11 protein-coding genes and 1 pseudogene are annotated in these 14,890 nt (G+C 74.4%); 4 read left to right on the top strand and 8 right to left on the bottom strand.

Annotated elements, in window-relative coordinates; all coding sequences use genetic code 11:
- Positions 1 to 22: 22 nt before the first annotated feature.
- The 3 genes from ACIP4Y_RS06810 to ACIP4Y_RS06820 form a co-directional block, all read right to left on the bottom strand.
- Entirely contained in the window at positions 23 to 658 is a 636-nt protein-coding gene (locus ACIP4Y_RS06810; protein ID WP_358646572.1) for an NAD(P)H-dependent oxidoreductase, read from the bottom strand.
- Positions 659 to 883: 225 nt separating this feature from the next.
- Complete coding sequence (locus ACIP4Y_RS06815; protein WP_401388741.1) at positions 884 to 2,152, bottom strand: LuxR C-terminal-related transcriptional regulator; 1,269 nt, start codon at positions 2,150 to 2,152, stop codon at positions 884 to 886.
- A 785-nt stretch (positions 2,153 to 2,937) separates the two neighbouring features.
- Entirely contained in the window at positions 2,938 to 3,774 is an 837-nt protein-coding gene (locus ACIP4Y_RS06820) for a LytR/AlgR family response regulator transcription factor (protein WP_401388744.1), read from the bottom strand.
- Between the two features lie 145 nt (positions 3,775 to 3,919).
- Between ACIP4Y_RS06820 and ACIP4Y_RS06825 the strand changes: the two genes are divergently transcribed.
- Positions 3,920 to 4,963, top strand: a complete 1,044-nt coding sequence (locus ACIP4Y_RS06825; protein ID WP_401388747.1) for a bifunctional class I SAM-dependent methyltransferase/NUDIX hydrolase — start codon at positions 3,920 to 3,922, stop codon at positions 4,961 to 4,963.
- Positions 4,964 to 4,968: 5 nt separating this feature from the next.
- Here the strand turns inward: ACIP4Y_RS06825 and ACIP4Y_RS06830 are convergent, their stop codons facing one another.
- The 5 genes from ACIP4Y_RS06830 to ACIP4Y_RS06850 form a co-directional block, all read right to left on the bottom strand.
- Positions 4,969 to 7,338 (bottom strand): glycoside hydrolase family 65 protein, encoded by a 2,370-nt coding sequence (locus ACIP4Y_RS06830; RefSeq protein WP_401388750.1) that lies wholly within the window; start codon positions 7,336 to 7,338, stop codon positions 4,969 to 4,971.
- Between the two features lie 2 nt (positions 7,339 to 7,340).
- Positions 7,341 to 9,446, bottom strand: a complete 2,106-nt coding sequence (locus ACIP4Y_RS06835) for a xanthine dehydrogenase family protein molybdopterin-binding subunit (protein ID WP_401388753.1) — start codon at positions 9,444 to 9,446, stop codon at positions 7,341 to 7,343.
- A gap of 29 nt (positions 9,447 to 9,475) precedes the next feature.
- Positions 9,476 to 10,471, bottom strand: coding sequence for an FAD binding domain-containing protein (locus ACIP4Y_RS06840; protein ID WP_401388756.1), 996 nt, complete (start codon positions 10,469 to 10,471; stop codon positions 9,476 to 9,478).
- Positions 10,472 to 11,008 carry a 2Fe-2S iron-sulfur cluster-binding protein gene (locus ACIP4Y_RS06845; protein WP_401388759.1) on the bottom strand — a complete coding sequence of 179 codons (537 nt, stop codon included), beginning with the start codon at positions 11,006 to 11,008 and terminating at the stop codon, positions 10,472 to 10,474.
- 314 nt (positions 11,009 to 11,322) lie between these two features.
- The gene (locus ACIP4Y_RS06850) at positions 11,323 to 13,218 is read right to left on the bottom strand and encodes an ABC transporter ATP-binding protein (RefSeq protein WP_401388762.1); all 1,896 of its coding nucleotides are present in this window, start codon (positions 13,216 to 13,218) and stop codon (positions 11,323 to 11,325) included.
- A 138-nt stretch (positions 13,219 to 13,356) separates the two neighbouring features.
- Between ACIP4Y_RS06850 and ACIP4Y_RS06855 the strand changes: the two are divergent.
- From ACIP4Y_RS06855 to ACIP4Y_RS06865, 3 genes and pseudogenes are all read left to right on the top strand, one after another.
- Positions 13,357 to 13,581 (top strand): annotated as a pseudogene (locus tag ACIP4Y_RS06855) (lysylphosphatidylglycerol synthase domain-containing protein); the annotation flags it as partial.
- A gap of 126 nt (positions 13,582 to 13,707) precedes the next feature.
- Positions 13,708 to 13,986 carry a hypothetical protein gene (locus ACIP4Y_RS06860; RefSeq protein ID WP_401388765.1) on the top strand — a complete coding sequence of 93 codons (279 nt, stop codon included), beginning with the start codon at positions 13,708 to 13,710 and terminating at the stop codon, positions 13,984 to 13,986.
- A 132-nt stretch (positions 13,987 to 14,118) separates the two neighbouring features.
- Positions 14,119 to 14,883, top strand: coding sequence for a crotonase/enoyl-CoA hydratase family protein (locus tag ACIP4Y_RS06865; protein WP_401388768.1), 765 nt, complete (start codon positions 14,119 to 14,121; stop codon positions 14,881 to 14,883).
- The last annotated feature ends 7 nt before the right edge of the window (positions 14,884 to 14,890 follow it).

Here is a 14,890-nt window from a genome sequence, read left to right on the forward strand (position 1 = left end):
GCGAAAATGGTGGTGCCGTAGGTCAGACGGCCAGCTTGCGCAGGGTCTCCCGGGCGTCGGCGAGGGACTTCTCGCCCAGCGGCTTCAGCTGCGCCATGGCGGGCACGATCGCCGCGAAGGTCAGCTCGGCGTGCACGAACTTCAGGTTGTCGGCGAGGCCGATGGCGCTCAGCACGGCCCGCAGGTAGGGCTCCTGGTAGTCCCAGCCCTCACGCGGGGTGCCGGGGGCGTAGGAGCCGCCGCGGGCGGTGACGACGATGACGTTCTTGCCGCTCAGCGCGCCGGACTCGGCCCCCGGGGGCAGCATGTGCGCCGGGGTGACCAGACGGTCGATCCAGGACTTGATGGACGACGGGATCGTGTAGTTGTACATCGGGATGCCGAAGACGATCGTGGTCGCCTCGCGGACCTCGGCGTGCAGCGCCTCGGTGAGCGCCTGCTCCTCCGGGGTGACGCCGTGCAGGTCGCCGGTCGGGTCGAAGAGCCACTCCCGGACCTCGTGCGTGATGTGCGGAATCGGTTCGGCACCGAGGTCGCGGTAGGTGTAACCGGCGTCGGGGTGGTTCTGCCGCCACTGGGTGACGAACTCGGCGGTGAGCTGCCGCGTCACGGACTCGCCGGAGCGGATGCTCGCGTCGATGTGCAGAAGATGGGTCATGGCATGACTCCTGGCCAGTCGGTACGGCTGTTTCGGCAACCCGCCCGGTCCCACCCGGCCGGCGCTCGCCGGCGGGACGGCACGACACGGTGAGGAACGGTGCTTCCCTCGCTGGAGGCTACGTGGGGGGACCGCCGCGGCGGCATCCCTCAGGTTGGTAGGGCGGAGGTGGTGGGGGTGGCGCGGAGCCGTCACCTGCGCTGACGGTCCCGCGCCGGACGGTGGCTACCCGGCCTGCCGGGCGGCCACGGCGGGGCGGACCAGGAAGTCGGGCCCGGACTCGCGCGGATGGTCGCCGCGTTCCTCGACCAGGATCCGGTTCCAGGAGCGGGCCAGTTCCACCCGGGAGGTCACGTCGAGCTTGCGGAATATCTTCTTCAGGTGGAACGCCACCGTGTGCGGGGAGATGTAGAGCTGGCTGCCCACCCTGCCGTTGGTGAGCCCCTGGCTGACCAGTTCGGCCACCGCGAACTCGGTGTCGGTGAGCCGGCTGACCCTCGTCCGGCTGCGGGTCGGCCGGCCGCCGTGGTCGTCGAGTTCCCGCAGCCGGCTCTGCACCCGCGCGAGGTCCCGGGACGCCCCGGCGTTCAGGTAGGCGTCGGCCGCACGGCGCAGCAGGTCGACCGCCCGGTCGCGTTCCACGACGCGCGCGGAACGGACCCGGCTCGCGTCCTCCAGCGCCGACGCGCGGGCCCAGGGGTCCAGGTGCCGCTCCGACGCCGCCTCCAGGGCGTCCGCGTCGCGGGCGAACAGCCCCGTGGCGTGCTCGGCGGCCGCCTGCACACTGCGGAAACTGCGGTTCATCAGGGCGAGCCGGCCCATCGTGCGGACGGTGCGCTCGGCGAGGTCGGCGTCGCCGAGGCGCTGGCCGGCCCGGACCAGCCAGGGAGCCGCCGCCGGCTGGGAGAGCAGCAGGTCGCGGGTGAGCACCTCGTCGTGGGCTATGCCCTTCAGCAGGTGCGCCACGCTCTCCATGCCGTCGCGCGCCTCCAGGGCCTGGGCGGCGGCCCAGACGCACTGTCCCGGCATGAGGTTCTCCTGCCCGAGCAGCGCCGCATCCCGCAGCCGGTTGGCGTAGAGCAGCCCGGTCGTCAGGTCCAGGGCGCGCACCGAGCACACGGCCATGACCACGTGCCCCCGTGGGGGGAGTCCGCGGTTCCCGGCCTGGGCGGCCAGCCGGAGACCGGTTTCGGCCGCTGTCGTCGCCTCGGTCAGTCTGCCCCCGGCGAGGTGGATCTCCGCCTCGCACAGCCGCAGCGCGGCCTGCGCCTCGGGACGGAGCGGTCCACGGTCGGCGGACTCCGCGCCGGGATCCCCGGCGGACTGCTCGCCGGACTGCTCGCAGGGATCCTTGCCGGCGAGGAGGCGTTCGGCCGGCCGGAGGCCGCGGACACGCGTCAGCAGCGTGGCGTACCAGATGCGCGCCTCCAGCGGCGCCTCGCGGACGGGGCGGTCTCCCCCGGCCGGTTCCGACGCGGCGGCGGCTAACTCCATGCTTTTGCCGAGCCGTCCGTCGAGCCAGAAGAGTGCTGATTGTGCGACAGAACGGCCTGGCTCGGAAGACGATTCCAGAAGAGTTTGCTCGGTGATGACTGAATATCGCGGGGGCACTACAAACCTCTGACGTGTAATCGGGTGGCGTTCTGAACTCGTGGGGTGTCGCTCTGACCCGTCGATCGTTTCTTCCGGAATCGCGCATACGCTGCTCCCGTCATCCCCCCGTCGCGCATGTGGTCCGGCCGCTGCCGGCCGCCGGTGGTGATCTGCCCCCTGGCACGATCGCGCGCCTCACCTGGCACAGCCCGATGCACTGAAGGACATCAACTAACCCCCTGGCCTGTGACCCAGTTGTCCGTGTTGCCTACACGTGTGGTGAAACGCAGTCGCGCACGAACGTCACAAGGCTGGCGAGAAATTGCGCTCTCGCCACCTACTCGTCGATCCCTTCGCACAACGATACGTATTCATTCGGTGAAGCACCACGAATCGCTGTGACGCTGCCGTTAACGCTCCTCGACGACTGACCCCGGGCACGCCCGGCCACAGCCCGCGTTCACCATTCCCCCACACAAGTCCCGCCCTGCCCGCGCGGCAAGGCGGCTCGCCGCCCCGCGCGTCCCGGGGACTAGCCCTGCCCCTTCCGGCGCCCCGGTGAACGTGACCAATGCCACGGAGAACAGGCGCCGTTCACCCGGTGACGGCAGGTCGGAGTTCGGCCACCATGGCCGGGGGGCGACGCCGGTTCGGTGGTCGTACCCCGTCCCGGGCCCCGGGCCGGCTCAGCGCACCCGGCCCGCCGCGCGGCCGGCCAGCAGGTCCCGCAGTTCCCGGGCGTTGCGCCGGCTCACGGCGAGCACCCGGTCGCCGATCCGGACGGTCAGGTTGCCGCCGTCCACCCGCAGTTCCTCGATCCGGCCGAGGGCGACGAGCCGGCTGCGGTGGATCCGCACGAAGCCGCGCGAGCGCCACTGCTCCTCCAGGGTGGACAGCGGTATCCGCACCAGATGACTGCCCCGCCCGGTGTGCAGCCGCGCGTAGTCGCCCTGCGCCTCGACGTAGGTGATGTCGGCGAGGGGCACGAACCGGGTCACCCCGCCCAGCTCCACGGGCACCTGGTCGTCGAGGGCGGGCACCGCGGGCCCGGGCGCCGCGGGGGCCGCCGGGCGGGGGCCCTGCCCGGCCCGGACCAGCTCGGCGACCCGCCGTACCGCCTCGGCGAAGCGCTCCTTGCGGAGCGGCTTGAGCAGGTAGTCCGCGGCCTTGAGGTCGAAGGCGCGCACGGCGAAGTCCTCGTACGCGGTGACGAAGACGATCAGCGGCGGCGCGGGGAACGCGCCGAGCAGCCGGGCCAGTTCGAGACCGCTCAGGCCGGGCATGTCGATGTCGAGGAAGACGACGTCGAAGCCCTCCCCACCGTGCTCGCCGCCCGAGCCGTCCGAGCCGCCCGAGGCGTCCGCTCCGGCCCCGCTCAGCCGGCGCAGTGCCTCGCCGGCCGCGAGGGCGGGGACGACGGTGCCGACCCGCGGGTCCTCCCCCAGCAGGTACAGCAGCTCCGCGAGCGCGGGTTCCTCGTCGTCCACGGCCAGGACGCGCAAGGGCACGTCGGTCACCCTCATGTCCGGCAGCTCCTTCCGTCCTCGGCCGCTCCTTCATGGTGGTCCAGCCCGCCGGGCGGCGTCGAGATCACGGACGGCGGTGTGTCCGTGCCGTGACCCGGTCATGATCCCCTTGTCCGCGCATCGACCGGCACGAGGAGGCACGGTGGCCCAGCAGCATCCCGAGGAGTGGGACGCGCACCACGGGGGCGGGGGACGTTCGCGATCACCGGGCCCCGCCGTGGGCCGGCTGCTCGCCGCGCACGTCCCGGTGCCGGCGGGCGGGCGCTGCCTGGACGTCGGCTGCGGGACCGGTGAACTCGCCCGCCACCTGGCCGCGTCCGGGTACCTCGTGGACGCCGTCGACCGGTCCGCCGCAGCGCTCACCGAGGCCCGGCGCGCCGCCGGGGCCCGGGTGACGTACCGGCGGCTGGACATCGAGCACGACAGCCTCGACCGGCTCCCGCCCGCCTCCTACGACTTGATCACAGTCCGGCCGGGCCGGGCGGTCGTCCGCGACCGGACCCGGGTGCTGAACCGGCTGCGGGAGCGGCTGCGCCCCGGCGGCGCCCTCTGCGTGATCACTCCGGTCGCGGACGCCGTGCCGGAGCACGAGCGGGGCGTGGCCCTGGACGAGGAGGAGATCGGGCTGCTGAGCGCGGGCTGGGAGTCCGCGCGGCGGTACGACGCCGACGGCCTGGCCCTGCTCGTCCTGCGCGGCCCCGCCCCCGCCCCGCCGGTCTGCGCCGGCAAGGGCCGGCCCACCCCGCACGCCCTGACCGGTGCCGGTGTCGTCGTCACGGATCCGGCGGGGCGGGTGCTGCTGGGCTGGTCGGTGCGGGGGGTGTGGGAGCTGCCCGGCGGCAAGAACGACCCGGGCGAGGACTTCGCCGCCGCGGCCGTGCGGGAGCTGGAGGAGGAGACGTCCCTGAAGGCCGACCCCGGCGCAGCGCGGGTGCGGGCCGTCCTGATGGACTCGGTGCACGGCATCCCCCGGGTGACGGCCGCCGTGCAGGTGACCCGGTACACGGGTGAACCGGCCGTCACCGAGCCGCAGTTGATCCGCCGCTGGGAGTGGCACGAGGTCACCGACCTGCCCGTCCTGGCCCGGCCGCTGTTCACGCCGAGCGCCCATGTCCTGGACACGGTCTGGCCGGGACTGCTGCCGGACCTGCCGCCGGTGCACCGGTACCCGGTCGCCGAGGGCTGAGGACCTCAGTCGGGCAGCACCAGCCGGGCCGTCTCGCCGGGCCCGACCGGGATCACCCGGTCGTGCAGGCGGATGTCGATGGGCGACTGGTCGGACTCCGGTACGGCGATCTCCAGCAGGCCGCTGCGCAGCCGCAGCCGCACGCCCCAGTGGCCGTGGTAGCGGATGGCGAAGCCGTAGGAGGACAGTTCGGGCAGCGGGACGGGATCGAGGCACAGGCCGCCGCCGCGGGTCTCCAGGCCGGTCAGCCCGCGCTGCACGAGGTCGAGGGTGCCGGCCATCGCACCGAGGTGGATGCCCTCGCCGGTGGTGCCGCCCTGCAGGTCGGCGATGTCACCGCGCAGCGCCTCCTGGACGAAGCTCCAGGCGTCGGCGCGGCGGGCGCGGGCCAGGATCCAGCCGTGGACCAGGCCGCTCAGGGTCGAGCCGTGGCTGGTGCGGTGCAGATAGTGGTCCACGGTGGCGAGCCAGCCGTGCTCGTCGAGGTGGTGACCCAACTGCTGGAACAGGAAGCGGAGTTCGGGCGGTGCGAAGAGGTAGCCGAGCATCAGCACGTCGGCCTGCTTGGACGCCTTGTAGCGGTTGACGGTGTCGCCCTCCGCCTCCAGGATCCGGTCCAGGCGCCGGATGTCGTGGTACCGCCTGCGGTAGCCTTCCCAGTCCAGCTCGGCGAGGTCGCCGTAGCCGTCGAACTGGCTGATCACCCCGTCGTGGAAGGGGATGTGCAGCCCGCGGGAGACCTCGGTCCAGCGGGCGGGCTCGTCGGCGGCGAGCCCGATGTGCTCGGTGAGTTCACGCCGGCGCGGCTCGGGCAGGCCGTCCAGCAGTTCCAGGGCGCGGGTGAGCACCCAGGCGGCGGTGACGTTGGTGTACGCGTTGTCGTCCAGGCCGGGCCGGTCCGCTCCGGGGTAGGCGTCGTGGTACTCGTCGGGGCCGACCACGCCCCGGATGCGGTACCGGCCGAGGTGGTCGTCCCAGCTCGCCGACCGCCCCCAGAAGCGGGCGATCTGGAGGAACATCTCGGCGCCCTCGCCGTGCCGGAACTCGGTGTCGCCGGTGGCCTCGCAGTACTGCCAGACGTTGTAGGCCACCGCCGAGCCGACGTGGTGCTGGAGCCGGGAGTGGTCCGGCAGCCAGCGGCCCGAGCGCGGGTTGAGGTGCACCTGCTGGGTCTCCTCGCGGCCGTCGCTGCCGCTCTGCCACGGGTACAGGGCGCCGCACCGGCCGAGGTCGCGGGCCGCGCGGCAGGCCGCGTCCAGACGGCGGTGACGGTAGCGGAGCAGGGCGCGGGAGACCTCGGGGAGGTGGAGGTCGAGGTAGGGCAGGACGAAGAGTTCGTCCCAGAAGACGTGACCGCGGTAGGCCTCGCCGTGCAGTCCGCGGGCGGGCACGCCGACGTCCAGGTCCGCGGTGTGCGGGGAGAGGGTCTGCAGCACGTGGAACAGGTGCAGGCGCAGGATGCTGCCCGCCTCACCGGGCACGTCGAGCGCGGTGCGCCGCCACAGCTGCTCCCAGGCCGAGCGGTGCGTCTCGCGCAGCTCGTCGAAGCCGGGCGCGGCGCCGACCCGGTCCACGGCCGCGCGCAGCGGGTCGCTGATCGCCGGGTCGTGGGAGGTGTGCAGGGCGACGGTCTTGTCGACGGTGGCGGTCCGGCCGGGCGGCAGCCGCAGCAGCAGCCGCTGTACCGCGCGGTGGGCCTCGTTGGCGTGGGTGACCGGCGCCCGGGCGGTCAGCCGGGCGGCCAGTCCGAAACCGATCTCGGAGGTGCGGGTACGGCAGCGCAGCCAGACCGTGCCGGGTGCGGCGGTGCCGACGGTGACATGGCTGAGGTGCCGGCCGTCCAGCTCCCGGTAGCGGGCGACCCCGGAGTTGGTGACGCCTCCGTCCAGCGCGGCCTCGACGTCCAGTTCGACGGTACGGCCCTCGGCGGTGAACTCGGTGCGCAGCGCGGCGAGATGAGGATCGGCCAGGTGGACGAGGCGCTCCTGCCGGACCAGGAGGCTGGCGTCGGCGCCGAGCGGGTAGCGGGTACGGCGTTCCAGCAGGCCGGGGTCGAGGACGAGCATCTGGTGGTGCTCGGCGACGGGGGTGGTGTCCGGGGTGAGCCAGTCCCCGCCGGCCGGCCGGAACCGCAGCGGCAGCCAGTTGGGCAGGTTGACCATGTCCTCGTTCTCGACCCGGCGCCCGGCGATCTCTGAGGTGAGCCGGTTGTAGCAGCCGGCCGCGTAGGTGCCGGGGTAGTGGACGTCGTCCGCGGTGCACTCGGGCAGGGCCCCACGCGTGGCGAAGTAGCCGTTCCCCAGGGTGCACAACGACTCCCGCAGGCGTTCCTCCGCGGGCCGGTAGCCCTCGTACTCCCAGGTGGGCCCGTCCACCGTCAGCCCTCGGACAGCAGGCCGGCGAGGATCCGGTCGGGGGTGAGGGGGAGTTCGCGGAAGCGGATGCCGGTGGCGTGGTGGACGGCGTTGCCGACGGCGGCCGCGGTGCCGACGATGCCGATCTCGCCGATGCCCTTGCTGCCCATGGGGTTGAGGTGGGGGTCCTCCTCGTCGATCCAGTCGGCCTCGACGTCGGCGATGTCGGCGTGCACGGGCACGTGGTAGGAGGCGAGGTCGGACTCGGGGAAGTCGCCGAACGCCGGGTCCAGGGTGCTGCCCTCGGTGAGGGCCATGCCGAGGCCCATGATCATGGCGCCGGTGAACTGGGAGCGCGCGGTGCGGGCGTTGAGGATCCGTCCGGCGGCGAAGACCCCGAGCAGCCGGCGCACCCGGGTCTCGCCGGTGACGGTGTCGACGGCGACCTCGGCGAAGTGCGCGCCGAACGCGTGCCGCGCCCAGGGGCTGTCGGCGTCGGCCTTCCCGGTGGTGTCCGCGCGGGTCTCGATGCCCTCGGCGGGCAGCGGTCCGGTGTGCGCGGCCAGCCGGGAGGCGAGTTCGGCGCAGGCCTCGTGGACGGCCCAGCCCCAGGAGGCGGTGCCCATGGAGCCGCCGGCCAGCGGGGCCGGGGGCAGGTCGCTGTGGCCGACCTCGGTGCGCACCCGGTCCAGGGGCACCCCGAGGGCGTCGGCGGCCACCTGGGCGAGGACGGTACGGGCCCCGGTGCCGATGTCGGTGGCGTTGGTGCGGACGAGGAAGGTGCCGTCGGGCAGGGCGCGGGCGGCGGCCGTGGACGGGGAGACCTGGACGGGGTAGGTCGCGGCGGCCACGCCGGTGCCGAGCAGGAAGGGGCCCTCGCGGCGGATGCCGGGGCGCGGGTCGCGGCCGGCCCAGCCGAAGCGGCGGGCGCCCTCGCGCAGGCACTCGACGAGGTGGCGGCTGCTGAACGGGTCGCCGCTGCCGGGCTCGCGGTCCGGTTCGTTGCGGGCGCGCAGCTCCACCGGGTCCATGCCGAGCAGGTCGGCGAGTTCGTCCACGGCGGACTCCAGGGCGTACATGCCGGGTGCCTCGCCGGGTGCGCGCATCCAGGACGGGCTCGGTACGTCCAGCGGGACCACCCGGTGCGTGCTGAGCAGGGCAGGGGTGGCGTACATGACGCGGGAGACCACCGCGGCCTGCTCCACGAACTCGCGTACCCGCGAGGTCTGGGTGGTGACCTCGTGCAGCAGGGCGGTGAGCCGGCCGTCGGGGCGCGCGCCGAGCCGCAGCCGCTGCAGCGTGGGGGCGCGGTGGCCGACGGTGGTGGGCAGGTGGCGGCGGGGGCAGGCCACGGTGACGGGCCGGCCGGTGTGCCGGGCGGCCAGCGCGGCGAGGACGAGGTCGGGCCGCGGGGTGCCCTTGGAGCCGAAGCCGCCGCCGACGTGCTCGGCGACGACGGTGATCCGCTCCTCGGGCAGCCGGAACAGCTGGGCGAGCACGGACCGCACGGTCGTACCGCCCTGGCTGGAGGTGTACACGGTGAGCCGGTCCCCGTCCCAGTGGGCGGTGCTGGCGTGCGGCTCCATGGGGTGGTTGTGCAGGGGCGGCACCCGGTAGGTGACGTCGACGCGGATCTCGGAGGCGGCGTAGGCGGCCTCGGGGTCGCCGTGTTCGAGCCGGCCGGGCTGGCCGTTGACGTCCTCGGGCTCGTAGGCGTCCGGGTGGTCCTCGGTGAGGTCGCTGTCGTGGGGTGCGGTGGCGTAGGTGATCCGGACGGCCCGGGCCGCGGCGCGGGCGGCCTCCGGGGTCTCGGCGACGGCCAGGGCCACGCACCAGCCGCGGTGCGGCACGTCCGGGCCCTGCAGCACGGCGAGGGTGCGGTCCTCGGGCTCGGCGAGCCGGGGTGCGTCGCCGGGGGTGAGGACGGCGAGGACGCCGGGCAGGGCGAGGGCGGCGGCGGTGTCGACGGCGCGGACCCGGCCGCGGGCGACCGCGGCGGGCACGGGCCAGGCGTGGGCGCGGCCGGGCAGGGTGTACTCGGCGGCGTAGCGGGCGGCGCCGGTGACCTTCTGGCGCCCCTCGCGGCGCTCGGCGGGGGCGCCCAGCGCGGTGCCGGTCGTGCCGGTCATGGGGATCCTCCTGCTCCTGCGGGGACGGCTCAGGCCGGGGCGGGGGCCGGGGCGAGACGGTTCAGGACGTCCAGGGCGAGGTTGCGGGCGAGGAACACCTTGTAGGCGTTGTCCCGCAGGGGCTCGGCGTGCGCGAGTTCGAGAGCTACGGCGCCTTCGAAGGCGGCGGGGGTGGCGGGGGCGCCCAGCAGGGCCAGCTCGGTGTGCCGGGCCCGCCAGGGCCGGTGGGCGAGCCCGCCGAAGGCGACGCCCGCCTGGTCGACGACACCGTCCGTGACCCGCAGCAGCACGGCCACGGAGGCGAGGGCGAAGGCGTACGACGCCCGGTCCCGGGCCTTGCGGTAGGCGGACGGGACGCCGGCGGTGGCGGCCGGGAGCACGATTCCGGTGATCAGTTCGCCGGGGCGGATCCAGGTGTCCCGCTCGGGATGCTCGCCGGGCAGCCGGTGGAAGTCGGCCGCCGGCAGGCGCCGGGGGCCCTCGGTGCCGTACAGCTCGACCTGGGCGTCCAGGGCGGCGAGGGCGACGGCCATGTCGGACGGGTTCGTGGCGATGCACTGCGCGGAGTGGCCGAGGACGGCGTGGTCGCGGTGGACGCCGTCCCGGGCGCCGCAGCCGCTGCCCGGCTCCCGTTTGTTGCAGGGTTTGTCCAGGTCCTGGAAGTAGGGGCAGCGGGTGCGCTGGAGCAGGTTTCCGCCGGTGGTGGCGGCGTTGCGCAGCTGTGCGGAGGCCCCCGCGAGGAGCGCCTGGGACAGGGCCGGCCAGCGTTCGCGGACCCGCGGGTCGGCGGCCAGGTCGCTGTTGCGGACGGTGGCGCCCACCCGGAGGGAGCCGTCGGGCAGCTCCTCGATGCCGTCCAGCGGCAGCCGGTTGATGTCGATGAGGGCGGTGGGCCGTTCCACGCCGAGTTTCAGCAGGTCGACCAGGTTGGTGCCGCCGGCCAGGTAGCGGGCGCCGGGGTGGGCGGCGTACGCCTCGACGGCCTCCTGCACGCTGTCGGGCCTGACGTATCCGAAGCCGTTCACTCAGATCACGTCCTCGATCGCCTCGACGATGCGCGGGTAGGCGCCGCAACGGCACAGGTTGCCGCTCATCCGCTCGCGGATCTCGGTCCGGTCCAGCGGTACGGGCGGGCCGGCGGGGGTCTCGGGGCCGGTGACGTGGGAGGGGTGGCCGGCCGCGGCCTCGGCGAGCATGCCCACGGCGGAGCAGAGCTGGCCGGGGGTGCAGTAGCCGCACTGGAAGGCGTCGCGGTCCAGGAAGGCCCGCTGCAGCGGGTGCGGCTCCTCGCCGTCACCGCCCAGGCCCTCGACGGTGGTGATCTCGCTGCCGTCGAGGGTCACGGCGAGCAGCAGGCAGCTGTTGAGGCGGCGGCCGTCGACCAGCACGGTGCAGGCACCGCACTGGCCGTGGTCGCAGCCCTTCTTGGACCCGGTGAGGTCGAGGTCCTCGCGCAGCAGGTCGAGCAGGACGCGCCGGTGGTCGACGCGCAGGGTGTGCGGTTTGCCGTTGACCCGGAGGGTGACCTCGGAGTGGTGGCCGGGCCGGGGTGAGCTGGTCATGGCAGGGGTGACCTTCCGGACGGACGGTGCAGCCGTGCAGACCGCGTATCCAGGTCGGGCCGGGCTCACACGTCCGGAAGGCCACCTTTTCGATCACGGGTAGCGGACGAGGTCCGCGACGTTGGTCGTCGCGTTCGAGGGTCCTCCGGTGGTGTGGAGCCGTTCATCCAGGCGGCCTGGTTCGGCGGGTCGTACGGCATCTCGTTCTGGAAGAAGCAGGTCCGGCCGCCGTTGCCGTTCCAGACGGTCTGGTACTTCTGGAATCCGGTCGAGCAGTGGCGGAGAGCGGAGCCCGGCGCCGGCCGCCCCGGCGGTCAGACCGTCGGCGCCACCGCGTCCGTCACCCCGTCCCGCCGGGCGAACCCGGTGCGGTGCAGTTCGGCGTAGCGCCCGTCCGCCGCCAGGAGTTCCTCGTGCGTGCCGCGCTCCACGATGCGGCCGGACTCCACGACCAGGATCTGGTCGGCGGCCCGGACCGTGGACAGGCGGTGGGCGATGACCACGGCGGTGCGGCCCTCCAGGGCCTCGGTGAGCGCCTCCTGGACGGCCGCCTCGGAGGTGTTGTCCAAGTGGGCGGTGGCCTCGTCCAGGATGACCACGCGCTGGCGGGCCAGCAGCAGCCGGGCGATGGTCATGCGCTGCCGCTCGCCGCCGGAGAGCCGGTAGCCGCGCTCGCCGACGACCGTGTCCAGACCGTCGGGCAGGGACCGTACGACCTCGGCGAGGCGGGCGCGGCCGAGGGCGTCCCACAGCTCGTCGTCCCCCGCGTCCGGGCGGGCCAGCAGCAGGTTGGCGCGGACGGTGTCGTGGAAGAGGTGGCCGTCCTGGGTGACCATGCCGAGCGTGGCCCGCAGGGACGCGGCGGTCAGGTCCCGGACATCGACCCCGCCGATGCGGACCGCGCCCGCGTCGACGTCGTACAGGCGCGGCAGGAGCTGGGCGATGGTCGACTTGCCGGCGCCGGAGGAGCCGACGAGGGCGACCGTCCGGCCGGGTTCGGCGCGGAAGGAGATGCCGTGCAGCACCTCGGAGCCGCCGCGGGTGTCGAGCGCGGCGACCTCCTCCAGGGAGGCCAGGGAGACCTGGTCGGCGGACGGGTAGGAGAAGCGGACGTCCTCGAACTCGACGGCGACCGGCCCCTCGGGGACCTCACGGGCGTCCGGCTTCTCGGCGATGAGCGGCTTGAGGTCGAGCACCTCGAAGACCCGCTCGAAGCTGACGAGCGCGCTCATCACCTCGACCCGGGCCCCGGCGAGCGCGGTCAGCGGGGCGTACAGCCGGGTCAGCAGCAGGGCGAGGGAGACCACCGCGCCGGGCTCCAGGGTGCCGCGCAGCGCGAACCAGCCGCCGAGGCCGTAGACGAGGGCCAGGGCGAGGGCGGAGACCAGGGTGAGGGAGGTGATGAACACCGACTGGGCCGTGGCCGTGCGCACGCCGATGTCCCGGACCTGAGCGGCCCGCGCCGCGAACTCCGCCGACTCCTCCTCCGGACGCCCGAACAGCTTGACCAGGGTGGCGCCGGGCGCGGAGAACCGTTCGGTCATCCGGGTGCCCATGGCCGCGTTCAGCGCGGCCGCCTCCCGCTGCATACGGGCCATCCGGCGGCCCATGCGGCGGGCGGGGAGTACGAACACCGGCAGCAGCACCAGCGCGAGCAGGGTGATCTGCCAGGACAGGGTGAGCATGACCGCGAGCGTGAGCAGCAGGGTGACCAGGTTGCTGACGACGCCCGAGAGGGTGTTGGCGAAGGCCCGCTGAGCGCCGATCACGTCGTTGTTGAGACGGCTGACCAGCGCGCCCGTACGCGTACGTGTGAAGAACGCGACAGGCATGCGCTGCACATGATCGAACACAGCCGTCCGGAGGTCGAGGATGAGTCCCTCCCCGAGCGTCGCCGACAGCCTGCGGCCGAGGATGCCGAGCCCCGCCTCCACGAGCGCCACGAGCGCGATGAGCAGGGCGAGCCGGACGACCGTGCCGGGGTCGTGCCCCGCCACGATCGCGTCCACGACGCGGCCGGCGAGCACGGGCGTCGCCACGGCGAGCAGGGCCGTCACCACCCCGAGCAGCACGAACCGGACGATGCCGGCGCGGTGCGGGCGGGCGAAGGCGGCGATGCGGCGCAGCGTGGCGCGGGCGAACGGGCGACGCTCGGACTGCGCGTTCATCACGCTGTGCAGTTGCGTCCAGGCGGTGGTCTCCATGCTCATGGGAAAGAACCTAGAACCTCAAGCTTCGTCGAGGTCAAGGTCCCGGGCTCTTCACCCGCCGTCGGGGCGGCCCGGACAACCTGTGCGGATGTGACTGCCGTCCCGCACCCCCGGGGGCGACTCCCCCGGCGCGTCCCGCTGGTGCTGGCCTGCCTGGCCGCGACGGTCGCGGTGGCCCTGGTGCCCACGCCCGGCGGGCTGGGCTCGGTGGAGGCGGCGCTGATGGTGGCGGCGGTCGCGGTGGGCGGCCCGGTGGCGGTGGCCGCGGCGGTCGTGCCGGCCTACCGGATCATCACCGTGTGGCTGCCGCTCCTGCCGGGCGCGCTGACGCTCGGCGCGCTGGTGCGGCTGAAGGTCATCTGACAGGCGTGACCCGGGGGCGGGCGGAAGCGGAACGAGTGCGGTCGGCCCGCCGGGTCCCGGAGGCCGTCCTGCCGTACCGCTACGCCGATCCCGCGTTGTCCCGGTCCAGCGCCGCGCGCAGCCGGCGTGAGCACCACGGCCGTCAGCCTGGACGCCGACCGGATCGCCCCGTGGGTCTTCTCCGGTGGCGGCCCGCTCGCCGCGGACTGGCTGACGAAGCCCCCGGCCCGGCTGCGCTGCCTGGCCGCCTCCTGCCCGGTCCTGGCGCCGCTGCCCGACCGGGGGCCGACCGGCGAGCGGTCCACCCCGTCCGGGCGGTCACACAGGCGGGCACCCTGCCCGCCGTCCGCCTCCGTGCGGGACGGGAGACACCCGGGATCACCGCCACCGAGGAGGCGTCCGTGACCGCACCCGAGGAGACCCGCCCCGCGCTGCGCCGCGCCATGCGCTCGGTGGCGACCCACCTGAGCGCCTGACAGGCTGCGGACGGATCACCGTCCCGCCCCGGGCACCGGGGCCGATGAAGGAGGTTGCCGCATGCCGGTGCGGATCGAACGGCAGGAGCACGTCACCACGGTCGTCCTCTCCCGGCCGGAGGCCCGCAACGCGGTGGACGGCCCCACGGCCGCCGAACTCGCCGCCGCGTTCCGGGCGTTCGAGGCGGACGACACGGCCCGGGTGGCGGTGCTGTGGGGCGAGGGCGGCACCTTCTGCGCGGGCGCGGACCTGAAGGCGATCGGCACCGAGCGCGGCAACCGGGTGGCGGAGGACGGTGACGGGCCGATGGGGCCGACGCGGATGCGGCTGTCCAAGCCGGTGATCGCGGCGGTGTCCGGGCACGCGGTCGCCGGCGGCCTCGAACTCGCCCTGTGGTGCGACCTCAGGGTCGCGGAGGAGGACGCGGTGTTCGGGGTGTTCTGCCGCCGCTGGGGCGTGCCCCTGATCGACGGCGGCACGGTACGGCTGCCCCGGCTGATCGGCACCGGCCGCGCCCTGGACCTGATCCTCACCGGCCGCCCGGTCCCGGCCCGCGAGGCCCGGGAGATGGGGCTCGTGACCCGCCTGGTCCCGGCCGGACGCGCCCGCGCCGAGGCCGAGGCCCTCGCGGCGGCCATCGCCCGCTTCCCGCAGGCCTGCCTGCGCAGCGACCGCGCCTCGGTCCTGGACCAGGAGGGCCTGGCCGAGCCGACGGCGATGCTCGGCGAACTCCGCCACGGGATGGGCGTGCTGGCGCAGAGCGCGGAGGGGGCCGCCCGGTTCGCCTCGGGTGCTGGGCGGCACGGGTCGTTCGACGCGCCCTGAGCGCACC

The organism is Streptomyces sp. NPDC088810 (genome assembly GCF_044750305.1).
In the GTDB taxonomy this organism is placed as follows: Bacteria; Actinomycetota; Actinomycetes; order Streptomycetales; family Streptomycetaceae; genus Streptomyces.

Bases quoted from the DNA above. Each gene is read 5' to 3' on its own strand.
- ACIP4Y_RS06810 (WP_358646572.1), bottom strand. From the start codon at position 658: ATGACCCATCTTCTGCACATCGACGCGAGCATCCGCTCCGGCGAGTCC.
- ACIP4Y_RS06815 (WP_401388741.1), bottom strand. From the start codon at position 2,152: ATGGAGTTAGCCGCCGCCGCGTCGGAACCGGCCGGGGGAGACCGCCCC.
- ACIP4Y_RS06820 (WP_401388744.1), bottom strand. From the start codon at position 3,774: ATGAGGGTGACCGACGTGCCCTTGCGCGTCCTGGCCGTGGACGACGAG.
- ACIP4Y_RS06835 (WP_401388753.1), bottom strand. From the start codon at position 9,446: ATGACCGGCACGACCGGCACCGCGCTGGGCGCCCCCGCCGAGCGCCGC.
- ACIP4Y_RS06845 (WP_401388759.1), bottom strand. From the start codon at position 11,008: ATGACCAGCTCACCCCGGCCCGGCCACCACTCCGAGGTCACCCTCCGG.
- ACIP4Y_RS06850 (WP_401388762.1), bottom strand. From the start codon at position 13,218: ATGAGCATGGAGACCACCGCCTGGACGCAACTGCACAGCGTGATGAAC.
- ACIP4Y_RS06865 (WP_401388768.1), top strand. From the start codon at position 14,119: ATGCCGGTGCGGATCGAACGGCAGGAGCACGTCACCACGGTCGTCCTC.